This is a genomic window from Skermanella sp., assembly GCF_059503625.1.
On record NZ_JCACHA010000616.1, the window covers coordinates 1 to 16,448 of the forward strand.

Consider the following 16,448-nt stretch of genomic DNA (forward strand, 5'->3'; position numbering starts at 1 on the left):
GGCGCCGCACAGGTCGGCCCCACCCTCGTCCGGGGACCGCAGCATGATCCCGGCGGCGACCTTGGCCGCCTCGGCCGGGGTCATCACGGTGAAGCCGGCGGCGGCCGCCTTGGCGCCGCTCGGGCTGTTGGGCCGGGCGCCGACGATCACGTCCTTTACGCCGCTGTCGCGCAGATTGTTGGCATGGGCATGGCCCTGACTGCCATAGCCGACGATGCAGACTTTCTTGCCCTTGATCAGGTTGACGTCGGCATCACGATCGTAATAGACGCGCATGGTGGTATTTCCTCGGTTTTTCGCTTCAGACAGCTTTACGCTGGGGTTGGAGGCTGGGGATAGTCTTGCATTTCCGCCTGTTCTTACAGGCTGGCGGCGCCTTTGGAAATGGCGGCGACTCCGGTCCGGCTGACATCGACCAGACCAAGCTGGCGCATCAGGCCGATGAAGTCGTCCAGTTCGGCAGCGGAGCCGGTCATCTCGAACACGAAGGAGCTGAGCGTGGCGTCGACCACGCGGGCCTTGAAGATATCGGCGATACGCAGGCTCTCGATCCGGCGGTCGCCCGTTCCGGCAACCTTGATCAGGGCAAGTTCGCGTTCGATATGCGGGCCTTCGTCGGTCAGGTCGCGGACCCGGTGGACCGGCACCAGGCGGTCGAGCTGGTTCTTGATCTGCTCGATGATCATGCGGGTGCCGCTGGTGACGATGGTGATGCGCGAAACCTTCTGCTCCGCATCGACCTCCGCCACGGTCAGGCTTTCGATGTTGTAGCCACGGCCGGAGAACAGGCCGATGACGCGGGCCAGCACGCCCGGCTCGTTATCGACCAGGACGGAAATCGTGTGCTTTTCGATGGTGGTTTCCACGGAACATGGCTCCAGATGGGAAGTGGCGGCAGGTGGTTCAGGCGCATTGCGTCCGGCCCCGGACCTTAAGCCCGGAGCCGGCCTTGTCGTGACCGCGAACGAGCGGCCGCCCTATACCAGAACCATGCCCTCTTCGGGAGTGGCTTCGCCGGCCCTTGTCTCTTCGCCCATCTGGTCCGCCGGGCCGAGCAGGATCTCGTTGTGAGCCCGTCCGCCGGGGATCATCGGGAAGCAGTTTTCCTTCTGGTCGACGCACATGTCGACGATCACCGGGCGCTTGATGTCGATCATCTGGTTCAGGACGTCATCGACTTCCGACACCTTGGTCGCCCGCAGTCCGACGCCGCCGAAGGCTTCCGCCAGCTTGACGAAGTCCGGCAGGGCCTCGCTGTAGCTCTGCGAATAACGGCTGCCGTGCAGCAGTTCCTGCCACTGGCGGACCATGCCCATGTACTGGTTGTTCAGGATCAGGATCTTGACCGGCAGATTGTACTGCACGGCGGTCGCCATCTCCTGCATGTTCATCATGAACGACGCCTCGCCCGAGATGTCGACCACCAGGCTGTCCGGGTGGGCGATCTGGGTGCCGATGGCGGCCGGCAGGCCGTAGCCCATGGTGCCCAGGCCGCCGGAGGTCATCCAGCGGTTCGGCTCCTCGAAGGGGATGAACTGGGCGGCCCACATCTGGTGCTGGCCGACCTCGGTCGTGATGTAGGTGTCGTGCTTGCGGGTCAGCTCGCGCAGCCGCTCCAGCGCGTATTGCGGCTTGATGATCGGGTCGGTCTTGACGTAGCGCAGGCAGTCGCGGCCGCGCCATTCCTCGATCTGAGCCCACCACTGCTTCAGCGCCACCTGATCCGGCCGCTTCTGGCGGGCCTTCCAGATGCGGATCATGTCTTCCAGAACGTGGGCGCAATCGCCGACGATCGGGATATCGACCCGGACGTTCTTGTTGATCGAGCTGGGATCGATATCGACGTGGATCTTCTTGCTGTCCGGCGAGAAGGCGGACAGCTTGCCGGTCACGCGGTCGTCGAACCGCGCGCCGATGTTGATCATCACGTCGCACCCGTGCATGGCGAGATTCGCCTCGTAGGTGCCGTGCATCCCCAGCATGCCCAGGAACTGGCGGTCGGAAGCGGGATAAGCGCCCAGGCCCATCAGCGTGTTGGTGCAGGGATAGCCGGTCATCCGGACGAACTGGGTCAGCAGCTTCGACGCCATCGGGCCGGAATTGATCACGCCGCCGCCGGTATAGAAGATCGGGCGCTTGGCGTTGGCGATCAGCTCCACCGCCTGTTCGACCAGCGACAGGTCGGGCTTGACCTGCGGACGGTAGGTCTTGTGCCTGACCTCGCCCGGCGGGACATAGGTGCCCTCGGCGAACTGAACGTCCTTCGGAATGTCGATGACGACGGGACCGGGCCGGCCGCTGCGGGCGACGTAGAAACCCTCGTGCATCGTCCGCGCCAAGTTGTTGACGTCCTTCACCAGGTAATTGTGCTTGGTGCAGGGGCGGGTGATGCCGGTCGTGTCGGCTTCCTGGAAGGCGTCGTTGCCGATGAGGTGCGTCGGCACCTGACCCGTCAGGCAGACGATCGGAATGCTGTCCATCAGCGCGTCGGTCAGGCCGGTGACCGCGTTGGTGGCGCCGGGGCCCGACGTTACGAGAACCGCGCCGACCTTTCCGGTCGAGCGCGCATAACCTTCCGCCGCATGGACGGCAGCCTGTTCGTGCCGCACCAGGATGTGGCGCAGGTCGTTCTGCTTGAACAGGGCGTCATAGATCGGAAGTACCGCGCCGCCCGGATAGCCGAAAATTACGTCTACGCCCTGATCCTTCAAGGCTTTGATGACGATCTCCGCACCGGTCAGCTTGTTCTCGGACATCTTGAACTACCTTCGTCTGTACGCACCCGCGCCTTGCGGATGCCCGTCTCCGTTTTTGAAAATCCCGCAAATTCAGGAATTCCAACATGTTAGCGCGCCGTCCCGAGACTTCCCCCAGGGCGCGACGACGCAACCTAATAAAAACATTTTCCAGGGTCAACCCATTTTGCGAATTAAGTTGCAAACGGCTGGTTTGAGACTTTCCGAATATTGCGCGGAAATGACATGGCAGCCATGCACCGGGGCAAGCTGGTGACGGAACCACGTACCCTGCCGCTTGGCGTACCGGCGGGTTGATTGCTGCGCCAGCGCCGTCGCCGCCGGCAGGTTGATTTCTCCGCGCAGATACGACGAAAGCTCGGGCACGCCGAGCGCCTTCATGACCGGCAGATCGGCGGGCAGATCCAATCTCATCAGCTCACGCACCTCCTCCAGCGCCCCAAGCTCGATCATCCTGCCGAAGCGGCCGTCGCACGACGCGTACAAAGCTTCACGCGGAGGATCGACCACGATGGGGAGGAACCGTAAGCCGGGCGGCGGACCGGCCGTCGGGTCGGACTGCCAGGCCGTGATCGAGCGGCCCGTCGCTTGCCAAACCTCGACGGCGCGCAGCAGCCGCTGGGTGTCGCCCGGCTTCAGGCGGGACGCCGTGATGGGATCGCGATCCGCCAGCAGCGCGTGAAGGCCCGGGCTGCCGACGGCGGCGTGAAGGTCACGTACCGCCGTCCGGACTTCCGCCGGCACCGGCGGGATATCCGCCAGCCCTTCCATCAGCGCCCGCAGGTAGAGCCCGGTGCCGCCGACGACGATGGGCAGGCTGCCGGCGGTTCCGGCGGCGCGGATCTCGGCCAGCGCCATTGCCTGCCAACGGGCGGCGGAGCAGCGCTCGCACGCCGGCAACGCACCGTACAGGCGATGGGGCGCGCGGGCCTCGTCGGCGGATGTCGGACGCGCGGTCAGGACCGATAGCTCACGGTAGATCTGCATGCTGTCGGCGTTGACGACGGTGCCGCCGAACGCCTCCGCCAAGTCGAGAGCGAGCGCTGATTTGCCGCTGGCGGTCGGGCCGCCTACGACGACGACGGTTGTTTCGGGCATGGACAAGGCTTGGTGGGACATTTCATAAAGGCGCCTGATCTTCGCCGCGGATATTCCAGATGAACAATGTTCTGACCCTGATCGCCGACCCCAGCGCCGCCGACCTGGACGATAGCACGGTTGCCGCTGCCCGAAGCGCCCTGAAGGACCTGGGCGCCGAGACCGGCTCGCCGGACTGGCTGGCGCCGGGCATCGCGTGCGACGTCCCGTTCGACGGGCTCAACTGCGATCAGGCCGACGCGGCCCTCCATACTGCCTTGCCGGACCGGCCGGTCGACATGATCACCCAGCCGGTCGCCAGCCGCCGCAAGCGTCTGCTGATCGCCGATATGGAATCGACCATCATCCGGCAGGAAATGCTGGACGAACTGGCCGAACTGGTCGGTTTGAAGGACCTGATCGCAGGCATAACCTACCGCGCCATGAATGGCGAGATCGACTTCAAGGACGCGCTGCGCGAGCGGGTGGCCTTGCTGAAGGACCTGCCCGTCGAAAGCCTGGAGCAGGTCTATGGCCGGGTCGAGCTGATGCCGGGTGCCGTGGAACTGGTCGCCACCATGAAGGCCAACGGCGCCTATTGCGCTCTGGTGTCCGGCGGTTTCAAGTTCTTCACCGAACGGGTGCGCGCGACTGTCGGGTTCGACGAGGATCAGGCCAACGATCTGGAAATCGTCGATGGCCGCCTGAGCGGCATCGCGGTGGAGCCGATCCTGGACAAGGACGCCAAGGTAGCGGCTCTGCTGCGGGTCGCGGGCGCCAACCGCATTCCCCTGCGGGACAGTATCGCGGTGGGCGATGGCGCAAACGACCTGCCCATGCTCCAGGCTGCCGGACTTGGCGTGGCGTTCCATGCCAAGCCCGTCGTGGCGACACAGGCGCGGGCACGGGTCGAGCGGTCGGACCTGACCGCTCTGCTCTACGCCCAGGGCTACCGGGCGGCGGATATCCGCCGCTGACGCTCAGGCCGATTTGAGCGCGGCGATATCCGCCGTTGCCGGCGTGGCGGAAGGAGCGGCGGTCTGTCCTTCAGCAGGTGCGTCGGCCTGTGTTCCGGTCTGCGAGGTTTCCCCCGCCGGCTGGTCCGCCGGTGCTCCCGTCTGATCGGCTGTCTGGCCGCCCGCACCGAGGGTTGCGGCGACGGCCGCCGTCGCTGCGGTCGTAGCGGCGGCCACGGCGGAAACGGCGGCGGCGCTCGCGGCCAAAGAACCGGGGGAGGGCAGGGCCGCCTGAGGTGTGGCGGGGATCGCCGCCGGTTGGACGATGGCGACGTCGGCCGCCGGAGCCGGCTGGTAAGCCGTTGCGGCCGGCGCTCCGGAAGTGGTGCTGGTGGAGCCGCCCATTTTCGAACTGAAAAGTGACTCGACCGTTTCCACCAGCCGCTGAAGGATGGTGTAGACCAGGGTTGCCGAGAATCCTCCAAGCAGCGCCAGCAGCGGTTTGCTGAACACGGCCGCCGCGGAAGTCGAAGTGGCTTCACCGGATACCGAGTCCAGTTCCGGACCGATCGGGATCATCTGGGACAGGACCAGTCCCGCGATGACGCCAAGGCCGATTCGCATCCAGTATGAGGACTCGAAACGCGGATCGTAGGTGCCCTTGCCGATAAAGCTGTGGGCTATGAACAGGGCATGGAAGCAGCCGCCCATGGCGGCGGCGCTCATCAGGAAGATCAGGACCTGAAGGCTTTCGAGGCCGCTGAGGGAGTAGATGTCGGATGCCAGGTTCTTGTGGCTGATCGAGCCGGATATGCTGCTGAGCACGAACACGAGCGTGAAGAACGCGGCGCCGATGACCAGACGCCGGATCGTCGGCAGCGGGCCGAGGCAGGACAGCCAACTTTTCTGCGCCTGATCGATATGCAGCAGATAGATCGTGCGCGGCGTGGCGGGCGCCACCACATCGGCCAACAGGCTGTGAAGCGTGGTGAGAGTGCCCGCCGAGACGGTCGTATCGTCGAGCTCGATGACGTTCTCGAACACGTCCAGGGATTGGACGAGCGTCGGCGGCATCTTCAGTCCGGCGCCCAGCGCATAGCGCGCCATCGCGTCGCACTCCCGCGCGATCTGCTGGCGGAACTTCATATCGCTCGACGCTCCGACAGGTTTCGCCGCCTGCGGCGACGCCTCGATTCCGCTGCTGACAGCCAGATCCGTCACAAAAATTCTCCCAGAAGAGCTAAACGAAGGCCCGATCATTCGATGCCATTTGTAAAAAAATGTATAAAAATACACCTGTATGCATCCATAACGTGTAGTTGATGTTCTTGATTTGTTTGCTGACGGCCCTTAATCTGAGGCCAAGCGCAACCTTCCAGCCGGCGACCCATGGCAACCGTCATCATTACGGAGAAATCCAGTCAGGCACGGGATCTGCGCGTGGCGTTGGGCAACAGGTTCGGCCAGATCCTGCCGGCGGAAGGGCACCTGCTGCGTCTGGCGGAACCGGACGAGGTCAATCCGGAATGGAAGCGCTGGACTACGGCTCTGCTGAAACCCGATGGGCTTTATCCGACCCGCCCAGACACCTACGGCAACAAGCAGGCGAAGTTTCAGGCGATCGCATCCGCGCTGAAAGGATGCGACAGGGTGATTCTGGCGACCGACTGCGACCGTGAGGGGCAGTTGATCGGTCAGGAGATCCTGGAGCATGTAGGATATCGCGGCGAGGTGATGCGCGCCATTTTCACGGCGCAGGACCCCAAGACGATCCGCGACGCCTTCGAGCGCCTGAAACCCAATACGGAACTGCGCCCGGTCTATGAAGCGGCGGTAGCCCGTCAGCAGGCCGACCAGATATTCAATCTCTCGCTGACCAGGACCGCCACCACGACGCTCCGCGCGCCCGGCTCCAAGACGGTGATCGGGATCGGGCGGGTCAAGACGCCGACCTTGGCGATCGTCTGCATGCGCGAGCTTGAGATCGTCAATTTCAAGCCGGAGGACTATTTCGAGATCGTGGCGACTGCGATGGTCGAGAACGGCGCCTTTCTGATGCGCCACGCGCCGCCGCCCAAGGACCGCATCAAGGACCGGAAGCGGGCCGACGCCATCGCCCAGGCGGCGGAAGGCTGCAAGGGTCCGCTGGCGGTAACGGTGGAGGAGAAGCGCCAGGGACCGCCGCGCCTGTTCGATCTGCCGGCTCTTCAGAAGACCTGCGGCCAGCGCTGGGGCTGGAACGCCGACAAGACGCTGTCGGTCGCCCAGGAGCTCTATGACGGCGACGGCAAGAAGCTGATAACCTATCCCCGTGCCGAAGCCCGCTACCTGTCGGAGAACCAGATCGACGACGTGCCGGCGATCGTTCGGGCACTCACCGGGCTGCGCGGGTTTGCCCATCTGGACATCTCCCGCCCGGTTATCCGCAAGGGCAAGTCCGGCCACTTCTGCGACAAGGCGCTGGAAGGCGTGTCGCACCATGCCATCGTGCCTAACGTCAATGTATTGGGCGACCTGGAACCCCGGCTCGCCCGCCTCAGCGACGACGAGAAACGCCTGTTCGCGCTGATTTGCCGGTCCTATCTGGCTGTCGTGATGCCCGACTACGAATACCGCCAGACGACGGTGACGATGCCGGTCCCCATGCCGGAGGGCAAGCCGGTCGAGTTCCGCACCATCGGCCGGGTGCCGATCAAGCTGGGCTGGAAAGAGGTTTATACCGGCGCCGAGCAGTCGAATCAGCCGGAGCCGGAGAACGAACAGACCTTGCCGCCGATCAAGGACGGCGATATCGCGGCGCTGTCGGACGCCAAGGTCGAAGCGAAGCGGACCCAGCCGCCGCCGCGCTACAACGAGGGCACCTTGATCGACGCCATGCAGAACGCGTGGCGCTTCGTCGAGGACCCGGCGCTCCGCGACCGCCTGAAGGAGGCCAAGGGCATCGGCACCCCTGCCACCCGCGCCGAGGTCATCAAGGGCCTCAAGCGCCAGAATATGCTGGTGGCGGAGGGCAAGCTGGTGGTGCCGACCCCAGCCGGCCTCCACCTGTTCGAACTGCTGCGGACATCCGCCCCCGTGCTGGTCGATCCCGGTACCACGGCAGTCTGGGAGATGAGGCTGGACGAGATCGTCACCGGCCGGGCCGAGTTCCGCACCGTGATCGACGGTATCGCGACCGAAGCCGACCGCCTGATCGGCGCGCTCCGCCAGCGTTCCGGCGCCAAGCTCGACCTTGGCGCCCCGACGCCGTCTCCTTCGGTCAAGACCAAGGGCAGGGCCAAGACGGTGCGCAAGCCCCGTGTCAAAGCGGCGGCGAAGGACGGCGAGACGCCGGAGAACGCTCCCACGGTCAAGCGCCGCCGGTCTCCGGCGCGTCAGAAGCAGACGATGACGGCTGCCCCGGTTTCGGATGAAGCCCCGAAGACTGCCGAACCGCGTCCCGGCCGTGCGCGTGGTAATCCGCCGACCGAAAAGATGCTGAACTTCGCCAAATCCATCGCCGAGCGCCGGGGGATCGAGCTGTCTCCGGCGGTCGCCGGCGATTTCGACGCGTGCCGGACCTTCCTGGACCTTTACGCCAAGAATCCCTCGTGACCGGCAATCGCACAGATCGATGGCGGCCCGTTCAGTAATCCTGTCGCTGCCGCTCAAGCGTGAAGTCGTCCAGAGGCGCCACGCCGCACGGCTTGGACAGCGGTGTCGGCGGGGCGACCACGCCGGGAGCATTGCCGCAGGGCAGGGACCCGGTCATCACGCCGACGCCAATCCTGTTCGCTTCCCGTATCTGACCGCGCTGGACCATGCCGTCATAACGCCCCTGTGGCGTATCCGGCGTCATCGCGGAAGTATCGGCGGGGATTGTAGAAACAGCGGCGACCGGTGCTCTAGCGACCACACCGGCCTCATTGGAATGGACCAGGGGAGGCACGCTCCCCTGGATGGGGACGATGTCTGGGCCGGTGCAGCCCGCCAGACAGAAGACGCCGAGGATCAAGGGAAATACGCGCATCAGTCCGCTCCGATCGTTTTTCAGCGCCATGCGCCGAGCAGGCCGACCATCGTTTCGACCGCCAAGCGGCGGCCGACCAGATCGACCGTTACGGGTTGCGTCACGGGTACGAAGCCGTGCTTGGTCGCGGCGTAGCCGGTGGAGGTTCGCTCCGGAGGAAGCGCCAGCGTCACGACATTGGCGAGCACCCGTCCGCTCGATATCTGCTTGACGGTCACCTTGAACGCGGTCCCCACGGGAGAACGGGGATCGCGTGTCGCCAGCACTTCCATCAGAAGATCGGCAGTCCCCGCGACGCCGGCCATTTCTCCCCGCGCCTGATCGGCGGCGCCGGAATTCTTCGAAGCGTGGTCGGTGGTGCGGATCGCCAAGCTGCGATCGATGAAGTTCACGCCGGCTTCCGAGAAGGCCTGCGAGAAGGAGGCCTCGAACGCCCATTTGGACGGCTCTGCGAAGTCCGGCCGGCGGGCGGTTTCCGGTTCCGCCATGCGCGACCGGATCGTCACGTCCCGGTCCTGTCCCCAGACGATGGCGCCCGGAACCGCGGCGCCCACGCCAGCGTCCCGCCGCTCGATCCGCGTCTCGACGTTACCTGTCGAGGACGCGTGATCGTCCAGTTCCCGGTTCCAGAAGACCATGATGCGCGGGCTCTTTCGGGCGGCATAGGCTTGCCGGAACCGGTCCACCGTCCCGTCGTCTATCGGTGCCTGATTTCCTCCCAAACCGCCCATCGGTGCCATGACCGGCGGCAGCCCCGTGCGGTAGCCCTGGCTGTCGATCTGCTGCGCTCCGGCGGGAAAGGCCGCCGCAGTCAGCAACAGGATGCCCGCAAAAGCTCTTTTCACGGCGCGCTCCTCAGCTCGGTCAGGTAGGTCTGGACGCGTATGGCGTCCATCGACATCTCGCTGTAATGCCCGACCGACCGGGGAGGCAGGTGGATCTTCTGCCACGCGGAGACCGGCTCTATCGGGCGCTGGCCAGCGTCGAAGAAGTTCGTCCGCCCTTCGACGACCAGCGGCCAGTCCGTGCAGTTGACCATGCGGGTCGTGACCTCGACAGTGCCGGTAGGCGTCCGCTGGGCTCCCGTATACTGAACCAGCACGCTTTCCGCCGTGAAGCTGTCGGAGAAGGACACGGAGTTCAGCGGGATCGGTGTCATCGTGCCGGGCTGGACCGGCACCAGGGCCAGTTCCGGTATCTGCCGCGCAGCCATGTAAGGCGCGAAGTCGCAGCCCAGCGTCTGCTGGACGGGCTGATTGCAGGCGCTTAAGGGGAGCGCCAGTACCAGCGCAAGCAGGGCGGCGGGAAAGGGGAGGGCTGGCTTGTCCACGGAGTTCACTCCTTGACCGCGAAGGGCGCGACAGTGGGGATGGCGAGTGCGGAATGGGTGCGGCCCCAGCCGATGGCGCACTCGCCCTTGTGCGTGACGCGCATCTGGACGGGCTTGTTCTGGCTGTCCGCCATGGTCACCGAAACCTCGCCGGCGGGTATGCTCAGCGTCGCGAAATGCAGGTTGTCGGGCAGGTTGTCCCAGTAGCGGAGATCGGCTTCAGGCGTCGTCGCGGCGGCCGCCGCATGCGCCATCAGACCGACAAGCAGAACGATCGCGCCGGCCGCCGCCATGCTGTTGTCGTTGTATTGGGAACCGGCATTCATCATGCCAAGGCCGCCGCCGACGCCGATGGCCGCCGCCGTGTTCATGCCGTCCTTGAACTCCGCCTTGCCGTCCAGGATCGCCTGGACCTGGCGTCCGCCTCGTGTGGAGGCCTGGAACCAGACGTCTTCGGCAAGGATGGCCGGCACCGTCTTCTCCCCCATCGTGAAGGCGGTGCGCACGACGCCGGGAGTGCCCCGGTGCGGCTCCATCTTCTCCTTGAACTCGCCGCTGCTGACCTTGATCGGGGCCGTCCCGCTTTCCGCGATCAGAAGCAGGTTGTCCTTGGGCGATGGCGCCACCAGGTCGGAGCGCAGCTTATGCGCCTCCGCGAAGGCGGAAGCGGCGGCGTCCTTGCGGCCCATGCAGTGGGAGGACCAAGCCTCCAGGAACGCCAGCGACGCGAAGTCGGCGTTGAATTTTTCATCGGCCGCCAGACTGTCCTGAAGCATGCCGCCCTTGAACGAGGCGCGGGCGTTCTCGTAATCGCCTTCCGCAAGATAGGCCAAGCCGCGATAGTAATAGGCCATCGCCCGCTCGTAAGGCTCGCCCTTGAAGTCCTTGGCGTTTTCCTTGACGAACTTGGACCGTGCGGCTTCCGCCTTTTCGTTGTCGGCGTAGATCGCCTCGATACGGTTCAAGGCTTCATCGAACGCTTTCCCGGCCGTCTCGATCTCGCCGGTTTCGAATGCGGCGATGCCGATGCGGGTGTAGTTCAGAACAGCATTACGTTCGCCTTCCGGCAGGATGCGCCCGTAGAGGCGCTTCAGCTTGTCCGGTTTATCGGCGAGGAACTCCGCCTGCTGCTTGGGATCGATCTTCAGACTGATTTCATGCTGCTGAGTGGCACCGCACGCGGAGAGAGCGAGCCCGCAGATAGAGTAGGCAAGAACGTGACGCCGGACGCGCATCGGCATTTCTCCAGAGCGGATGAAGCTGAACCTGTGAAGCTCCGGGCGCTCAGCGGTAGACGATGTCGTCCTGTGCCGCTCGGGCGAACTCGTAGATGCCGGACCAGACGATGGTCCCGCGTTCCAGATCCACCATCTCGAAGACGATCTGGTTGTATCGTTGAACCATGCCGTTGGATGGGTTGCGGCTATCCACCGACGAGATACGGCCGCCCAGGCGGTAATCGCCGCCGGCCTGTGCCTTGGTCAGGCCGGCGGTCGCCTGGTCGACGACGCCTTGGCGCTTGAGGTCGCGTTCCTGCGCGACCATCCCGGCATAGTGGCGGCCGACGAAGACCATGCGCCCTTGGGCGTTGCGGTTGAGGCCGACGCGCAGGCGGTCGGTTATGGCATTCTTGTTCAGCCGCTGCGCCGATTCGTTCTCGAAGAACTCGCCGTCGACGATGATCTGCGGCGGACGCGCCGCCGATGCCAGCACCGGGGTCGACATCATGTCGCGCATCATGCGGTCGGTCATCGAGACGATGTCCTGGCCCTCGATCCCGACGCCGGCAACCGGTCCGCGGGTGCCCGGATCGAGTTCGACCACACGCATGCCGGAAACGTTCTCGCTCTTCGACTGGCAGCCCGCGACCAGGGCGGAAACCGCCAGCACCGCCAGCGCCTTGACGATGGTCCTCGGTCGGACGGCTTCCGCACGGTTGATGCGCAGCATGGGTAATCCTGTGAAAAAGTGGATTACCCGTTTTTATAGATCATTCTCGTAAAATGGTAGGTAAATAGCGTCCTGTGGAACCGGGGAAGCGCCTGGACCGCCTCTTCCCGCTCGATTGTTGTGACACCGGCAATGGGTTGTGCCATAATGACGCCGTTCGCTTAACATGGTCTGTGAGTGCCGGTGATGAACGTCAACATACCGCCTCCGCCGCCGATCATCTCGAAACCGTACAGTTCAGCTTCGGCAGCGCCCGTCTACACACCCCAGCCCGCAGTGGCCGCAGCCCTGCAAAACGCGGGCGTGACCCAGACGCAGACGCTTCAGGCCACCACCGCCACCGCGCGGGCAGATACGCCGCGCCGGTCGACCAGCGGCACCGAAACCGGCCAAGCCGTCGACACCAGGGCGCAGGCTCTGTCGAGCAGGTCGCAGGGGCGTGGCAAGATCGTCGATATCAAGGCATAGGCCGGGCTTGGCCTGGGCCGAATAATCCATCCGTCACGACAGCGGGCATAAAAAACGCGGGCCGAAGCCCGCGTTTTTCATTGGCCGTTCAGGCCCCGGTCCAACAGGACCATCAGCCTTCGATGCCGTCCGAGTTTTCGATGATGCGGCTGACGAGGCCGTAGTCCTTCGCCTCTTCGGCGGACATCCAGTAGTTCCGATCGGTGTCCTTCTCGACCCGCTCCAGCGACTGCCCCGTCTCACGGGCGATGATCTCGTTGATGCGGCGGCGCATCTTGATGATCTCCTTCGCCTCGATCGCGATATCCGTCGCCCGTCCGCCGGCCCCGCCCAGCGGCTGGTGGATCAGGAAGCGGGTATTCGGCAGGCAAAGCCGGTTTTCCTTCTTCGCGGCCAGATAGATGTGAGCGCCGGCACTGGCGACCCAGCCGGTGCCGATCACCTTCACCTGCGGCTTGATGAAGCGGATCATATCGTGAATGCTGTCGCCAGATTCCACGTGACCGCCCGGCGAGTTGATGAAGATCCGGATCGGGTCGTCATTCTCGACCGACAGGGCGAGGAGCTGGGCAACGGTGCTTTCAGCGACCTTCTGGTTGATTTCACCGAAGATCGTGATCGTGCGTGACTTGAACAGGTTTTGAAGAACCGTGCTGAAGGGGGCCGGGGTCGGCTTTGGCGTCTCTTCCTTCGGTTCCTCGTCCATGACCCAAAACATCAAATTCTCCTCGGACCTCACACCGCGCAAGAGCGCACGGAGCATTTCGTTCGCTTGACTTGCATAGCCGGATTTGACCGCCGGTTCAACCTGCACCCACAGGACTATGACGAGCGTCTCGCCTATCGGACAGAAGATCGGGCAGAAGATCGGCGAGCGCCGGGCCGCGCCGGGCGCGGGTAAGCTCGACCAGACCCAGCTTCGACATCCCGTAGACGTTGACTCCGGAGGGATCGTCGGCGGTGGCATGGCTCAGCGCGTCTAGAACGCGCTGTCCGCCGGACTCGAAGCCCCGGCCGGACAGGTTGATGAAATCGACGATCACGATGCCGCCGATGTTGCGCAGCCGGAGCTGCCGGGCGATCTCGCCGGCGGCGTCAAGGTTGGTCGCCAGCACGTTGGGCCGCTCGCCGCCGTTGACGTCGATGACGGTCAGCGCCTCCGTCCGGTCGATGACGAGGCCGGCGCCGCCGGGCAGGGGGACGTGGCGGCTGGTCAGCCGGGCGATCTCGCCCTCCAGGTCGTAGCGCTCGAACAGGGGCTCGGGGCCGGCGTGGCGCTCGATCAGCGGGGCGATGTCGGGCGCCGTATCGGCGGCCCAGGCGTTCAGATCGGCAAGGATGCCAGGATCGGCGACCAGGATTCGGGACACCGCCCGGCCGCCCTGCTCGACGACGGCGCGGATGGGTGCGGCCGGGCCGGACAGCAGCGGCAGCGGCGCGGTCGAGCCGCATTGCTGCTCGATGTTCCGCCACTTCACGGCCAGGGCCTCGGCCTCGGCCGCCAGCACCTCGGCTGACACGTTCAGGGCGCCGGCGCGGACGATCCAGCCGCCGCCAAGTCCTGCCGTGATGCCGGCGATGGTCTGCGTCAGCCGGCCCTTGGCGTCGCCCTGGGCTATCCTGCGGGAGATCGAAATGCCGGGCTTGAATGGTGTCAGCACCAGGAAGCGGCCGGGCAGGGTCGCGTCCATGGTCAGGCCAGGGCCTTTGTCGCCGCCCGGCTCCGCCCTGACCTGGACCAGGACCGGCTGGCCGGCGCGCAGCAGCGTGCCGATGCGCGATGCATCGACCCGCGCGGCCTTGCGGCTGGCCGGGGCCGCGGTGCGCAGGTCGGCGGCGTTGAGCAGGCCGGCGCTGGGACCGCCGATATCGACGAAGGCGCCGTTCAAGGCAGTGACCACCCGGTCGACCCGCCCCAGCACGACATCGCCGAGGCGACTCGGGCGGTCGTCGCTGTCGATGTGGAGATCGGTGAGGCGTCCGTCCTCGACGACGGCGGCGCGCATGAGCGGGCCGGCGCGGTCGATCAGGATTTCGATTTTGCCGGTCAATTCTACCCGTCGGCGCTTATGAAGCGGGCGCTGGAAACGAAGCCCGCGCCGTACAGCATGTTGGACACCTCGAACAGCGGAAGTCCCACCACATTGCTGTAGGAACCGCCGATCCACCGGATCAGTGCCGCCGCCCGGCCCTGGATGGCGTAGCCCCCAGCCTTGCCGCGCCACTCGCCCGAGGCGATGTACCCTTCGGTTTCCTCATGGCTGAGCACCTTGAAGGTGACGGCCGTCTGCACCGTCCGGTCGAGCCGCCTGCCGTCTGGCAGTACGAGGACGACGCCGCCGTAGACACGGTGACGCCTGCCGGACAGGAGCTTGAGGCAGGTGCGCGCCTGAGCTTCCGTTTCCGCCTTGGGCAGGATGCGGCGGCCGCAGGCGACTACGGTATCCGCCGCCAGCACGAAGCTGCCGGCATGGCGGGATGCCACCGCATCAGCCTTCTCCGCAGCCAGCCTTGCGGCATGCTGGGAGGGAAGCTCGTCGCGATGCGGAGTTTCGTCCAGGTCTGCGGGGTCGATGCTGGCCGGTTCGATACCGATCTGGCGCAGCAAGTCGAGTCGCCTGGGGGAGGCCGAAGCCAGCACCAGCGGGGAAGGCGCCGGAACTGTCATGACATGCCGGTCATGGATGACCTGGTCATCGTCAAGTCGATGCCGAAAATTACTTGAAACGGAATGTGATACGGCCCTTGCTGAGATCGTAAGGGGTCATTTCCACATTCACGCGGTCGCCCGCCAGCACGCGGATGCGGTTCTTGCGCATCTTGCCCGATGTATGGGCCAGCACTTCGTGGTCGTTGTCCAGCTTGACCCGGAACATGGCGTTCGGGAGCAGTTCCATCACGGTGCCGGAGAATTCGATAAGATCTTCTTTAGCCATAAGTCCTTTGGTCCGCTCGAGGGATTGCGCTATGGTTAAGTGCGCTCTGGTTAAGTGATTGCCGCCATCGCGCCGGTCAAGACGCTTTCCCGGCGCGGGCGAACAATATGCCCATGCGCGGCAAAACGATACTGTCCAGTTGACAAACTTTTGCCCTAAAGAGAAGGGCGCCGGAGATGACTCTCGGGCGCCTTTGCAGCAATCCGACCGGCACAGGGCAAACGGCGCCGGTCGGGTATCTTACAATATCTACTGCCGTTCGACCATCAGCTTCTTGATTTCCTGAATTGCCTTGGCCGGATTCAGGCCCTTCGGGCAGGTCCGGGTGCAGTTCATGATGGTATGGCAGCGGTACAGCCGGAAGGGGTCTTCCAGCGCGTCCAGACGCTCGCCGGTGTATTCGTCGCGGCTGTCAGCGATCCAGCGATAGGCCTGGAGCAGCACGGCCGGACCCAGGTAGCGGTCGCCGTTCCACCAGTAGCTCGGGCAGCTCGTGGTGCAGCAGAAGCACAGGATGCACTCGTAGAGGCCGTTGAGCTTCTCGCGCTCTTCCGGGCTCTGGAGGCGTTCCCGGTCCGGCGGGGCGGGCGACTGGGACTGGAGCCACGGCTTGATCGAGGCATACTGGGCGAACACGTTGCCCAGATCGGGGACCAGATCCTTGACCACCTTCATGTGCGGCAGTGGGTAGATCTTGACGTCGGCCTTCACTTCCTCGATCGGCTTCAGACACGCAAGCGTGTTGACACCGTCGATATTCATGGCGCACGAGCCGCAGATGCCTTCGCGGCATGACCGCCGGAATGCCAACGAGCCATCGACGTCATTCTTGATGTGGATAAGGGCGTCCAGAACCATCGGACCGCACTTGTCGAGATCGATCTCGAACTCGTCCAGGTGCGGGTTCTGACCGTCCTCGGGGTTCCACCGGTAGATCTTGAAGTTCTTGGCGCGCTTGGCGCCCTT

At 64.8% G+C, this 16,448-nt stretch carries 18 protein-coding genes; 3 read left to right on the forward strand and 15 right to left on the reverse strand.

Annotation, left to right across the window (positions count from 1 at the left end):
- The 4 genes from AC5JJ6_RS17310 to miaA all read right to left on the reverse strand — a co-directional run.
- The coding region (locus AC5JJ6_RS17310) for an NAD(P)-binding domain-containing protein (RefSeq protein ID WP_496043251.1) at positions 1-276 on the reverse strand (276 nt) is incomplete at its 3' end.
- A gap of 83 nt (positions 277-359) precedes the next feature.
- Positions 360-866, reverse strand: a complete 507-nt coding sequence (gene ilvN / locus AC5JJ6_RS17315; RefSeq protein WP_044427385.1) for an acetolactate synthase small subunit — start codon at positions 864-866, stop codon at positions 360-362.
- Between the two features lie 111 nt (positions 867-977).
- Entirely contained in the window at positions 978-2,756 is a 1,779-nt protein-coding gene (locus tag AC5JJ6_RS17320; protein WP_496043252.1) for an acetolactate synthase 3 large subunit, read from the reverse strand.
- Between the two features lie 156 nt (positions 2,757-2,912).
- Positions 2,913-3,854, reverse strand: a complete 942-nt coding sequence (gene miaA / locus AC5JJ6_RS17325; protein WP_496043253.1) for a tRNA (adenosine(37)-N6)-dimethylallyltransferase MiaA — start codon at positions 3,852-3,854, stop codon at positions 2,913-2,915.
- A 59-nt stretch (positions 3,855-3,913) separates the two neighbouring features.
- Between miaA and serB the strand changes: the two genes are divergently transcribed.
- On the forward strand, positions 3,914-4,810 hold the full coding sequence (gene serB, locus AC5JJ6_RS17330) for a phosphoserine phosphatase SerB (RefSeq protein WP_496043254.1): 897 nt from the start codon (positions 3,914-3,916) through the stop codon (positions 4,808-4,810).
- Positions 4,811-4,813: 3 nt separating this feature from the next.
- Here the strand turns inward: serB and AC5JJ6_RS17335 are convergent, their stop codons facing one another.
- The gene (locus tag AC5JJ6_RS17335; RefSeq protein WP_496043255.1) at positions 4,814-6,010 is read right to left on the reverse strand and encodes a hypothetical protein; all 1,197 of its coding nucleotides are present in this window, start codon (positions 6,008-6,010) and stop codon (positions 4,814-4,816) included.
- Between the two features lie 168 nt (positions 6,011-6,178).
- Between AC5JJ6_RS17335 and AC5JJ6_RS17340 the strand changes: the two genes are divergently transcribed.
- Entirely contained in the window at positions 6,179-8,383 is a 2,205-nt protein-coding gene (locus AC5JJ6_RS17340; RefSeq protein ID WP_496043256.1) for a DNA topoisomerase, read from the forward strand.
- Between the two features lie 31 nt (positions 8,384-8,414).
- On the opposite strand, the gene AC5JJ6_RS17345 is transcribed toward AC5JJ6_RS17340, so the two are convergent.
- From AC5JJ6_RS17345 to AC5JJ6_RS17365, 5 genes are read right to left on the reverse strand one after another with little or no spacing between them, the layout of a single operon-like run.
- Complete coding sequence (locus AC5JJ6_RS17345; RefSeq protein WP_496043257.1) at positions 8,415-8,798, reverse strand: hypothetical protein; 384 nt, start codon at positions 8,796-8,798, stop codon at positions 8,415-8,417.
- A 20-nt stretch (positions 8,799-8,818) separates the two neighbouring features.
- The gene (locus AC5JJ6_RS17350) at positions 8,819-9,643 is read right to left on the reverse strand and encodes a hypothetical protein (RefSeq protein WP_496043258.1); all 825 of its coding nucleotides are present in this window, start codon (positions 9,641-9,643) and stop codon (positions 8,819-8,821) included.
- Positions 9,640-10,128 (reverse strand): hypothetical protein, encoded by a 489-nt coding sequence (locus AC5JJ6_RS17355; protein WP_496043259.1) that lies wholly within the window; start codon positions 10,126-10,128, stop codon positions 9,640-9,642. Before AC5JJ6_RS17355 ends, AC5JJ6_RS17350 begins: the two co-directional genes overlap by 4 nt.
- 5 nt (positions 10,129-10,133) lie before the next feature.
- Positions 10,134-11,363 carry a COG3014 family protein gene (locus AC5JJ6_RS17360; protein ID WP_496043260.1) on the reverse strand — a complete coding sequence of 410 codons (1,230 nt, stop codon included), beginning with the start codon at positions 11,361-11,363 and terminating at the stop codon, positions 10,134-10,136.
- A 49-nt stretch (positions 11,364-11,412) separates the two neighbouring features.
- Positions 11,413-12,078 (reverse strand): LpoB-related protein, encoded by a 666-nt coding sequence (locus tag AC5JJ6_RS17365; protein ID WP_496043261.1) that lies wholly within the window; start codon positions 12,076-12,078, stop codon positions 11,413-11,415.
- A gap of 186 nt (positions 12,079-12,264) precedes the next feature.
- Here AC5JJ6_RS17365 and AC5JJ6_RS17370 point away from each other — a divergent pair, with 186 nt between their 5' ends.
- Positions 12,265-12,546 (forward strand): hypothetical protein, encoded by a 282-nt coding sequence (locus AC5JJ6_RS17370; protein WP_496043262.1) that lies wholly within the window; start codon positions 12,265-12,267, stop codon positions 12,544-12,546.
- Between the two features lie 112 nt (positions 12,547-12,658).
- On the opposite strand, the gene AC5JJ6_RS17375 is transcribed toward AC5JJ6_RS17370, so the two are convergent.
- From AC5JJ6_RS17375 to AC5JJ6_RS17395, 5 genes are all read right to left on the reverse strand, one after another.
- Positions 12,659-13,264: an ATP-dependent Clp protease proteolytic subunit gene (locus AC5JJ6_RS17375; protein ID WP_496043263.1), complete on the reverse strand. Its 606-nt coding sequence runs from the start codon at positions 13,262-13,264 to the stop codon at positions 12,659-12,661.
- Between the two features lie 85 nt (positions 13,265-13,349).
- A complete protein-coding gene (locus AC5JJ6_RS17380; RefSeq protein ID WP_496043264.1) occupies positions 13,350-14,597 on the reverse strand; it encodes a ribonuclease E/G in 1,248 nt (415 codons plus the stop codon).
- 2 nt (positions 14,598-14,599) lie between these two features.
- Entirely contained in the window at positions 14,600-15,214 is a 615-nt protein-coding gene (locus AC5JJ6_RS17385) for a Maf family protein (RefSeq protein WP_496043265.1), read from the reverse strand.
- Between the two features lie 49 nt (positions 15,215-15,263).
- Complete coding sequence (infA, locus tag AC5JJ6_RS17390; RefSeq protein ID WP_037452069.1) at positions 15,264-15,482, reverse strand: translation initiation factor IF-1; 219 nt, start codon at positions 15,480-15,482, stop codon at positions 15,264-15,266.
- A gap of 249 nt (positions 15,483-15,731) precedes the next feature.
- Positions 15,732-16,448 (reverse strand): succinate dehydrogenase iron-sulfur subunit (locus AC5JJ6_RS17395; protein ID WP_496043266.1); only part of this gene is annotated, 717 nt, incomplete at its 5' end.

Bases quoted from the DNA above. Each gene is read 5' to 3' on its own strand.
- AC5JJ6_RS17375 (WP_496043263.1), bottom strand. From the start codon at position 13,264: ATGTTTTGGGTCATGGACGAGGAACCGAAGGAAGAGACGCCAAAGCCG.
- infA (WP_037452069.1), bottom strand. From the start codon at position 15,482: ATGGCTAAAGAAGATCTTATCGAATTCTCCGGCACCGTGATGGAACTG.
- AC5JJ6_RS17320 (WP_496043252.1), bottom strand. From the start codon at position 2,756: ATGTCCGAGAACAAGCTGACCGGTGCGGAGATCGTCATCAAAGCCTTG.
- miaA (WP_496043253.1), bottom strand. From the start codon at position 3,854: ATGCCCGAAACAACCGTCGTCGTCGTAGGCGGCCCGACCGCCAGCGGC.
- AC5JJ6_RS17360 (WP_496043260.1), bottom strand. From the start codon at position 11,363: ATGCGCGTCCGGCGTCACGTTCTTGCCTACTCTATCTGCGGGCTCGCT.
- serB (WP_496043254.1), top strand. From the start codon at position 3,914: ATGAACAATGTTCTGACCCTGATCGCCGACCCCAGCGCCGCCGACCTG.
- AC5JJ6_RS17385 (WP_496043265.1), bottom strand. From the start codon at position 15,214: ATGACAGTTCCGGCGCCTTCCCCGCTGGTGCTGGCTTCGGCCTCCCCC.
- AC5JJ6_RS17365 (WP_496043261.1), bottom strand. From the start codon at position 12,078: ATGCTGCGCATCAACCGTGCGGAAGCCGTCCGACCGAGGACCATCGTC.
- AC5JJ6_RS17340 (WP_496043256.1), top strand. From the start codon at position 6,179: ATGGCAACCGTCATCATTACGGAGAAATCCAGTCAGGCACGGGATCTG.
- AC5JJ6_RS17345 (WP_496043257.1), bottom strand. From the start codon at position 8,798: ATGCGCGTATTTCCCTTGATCCTCGGCGTCTTCTGTCTGGCGGGCTGC.
- AC5JJ6_RS17370 (WP_496043262.1), top strand. From the start codon at position 12,265: ATGAACGTCAACATACCGCCTCCGCCGCCGATCATCTCGAAACCGTAC.